Origin of the sequence: Alcanivorax sp. 24, from assembly GCF_004360225.1 — a bacterium.
GTDB lineage: Bacteria > Pseudomonadota > Gammaproteobacteria > Pseudomonadales > Alcanivoracaceae > Alloalcanivorax > Alloalcanivorax xiamenensis.
The window spans coordinates 1-537 of sequence record NZ_SNUA01000061.1; the positions used below are offsets into that span (position 1 = coordinate 1).

1 protein-coding gene is annotated in these 537 nt (G+C 41.0%); it reads right to left on the reverse strand.

Annotation, left to right across the window (positions count from 1 at the left end):
* A partial coding sequence (locus E0L37_RS21615; RefSeq protein WP_205655677.1) for a bacterial transcriptional activator domain-containing protein occupies positions 1–537 on the reverse strand: 537 nt, incomplete at both ends.

Consider the following 537-nt stretch of genomic DNA (forward strand, 5'->3'; position numbering starts at 1 on the left):
GAAATATAGCTCGGCGCTGATAACCAACCTTGAGGGTGGATATGATTAGCATGAAAACCGCCTTCTTCTAGTTTCACCGACCAACTACCTCTGGCAACAAAGCGTTTATGATTACGCGCTAATAGAGGGTGGTTAGCATCCTCTGGTAGCTGCATCAGGTATTGATTAATGCATTCATTCATAGATGACTTAAATAAATCAATAAGTTGGTTTGAACGGTGTAACAAGTGACCTTGTGTTTGGCTGCCACTGCGCACACTTTGATCTAATGGTTGTAGTTTATTTGTGTGAAGGCTGATCATTAGCTCCTGCAACTGCTTATTAAAATCAGCAAAGGTCTCAAAACCAGGCGGAGCAGGCAGCTCCATCACTTTAACGAATTTGTCTAGGTCAGTTAACCAGTGATATTTATCATTATTTGATAGTCGCCAAGCAATACTTAAATATGCCCAAAGCTCTTGGTTGTGAGGGTTAAATTTTACTGCGGTTTCTAAATGAGAGATCGCTGAGCTGTAATCGCCTTGTTGTATGTAAAAG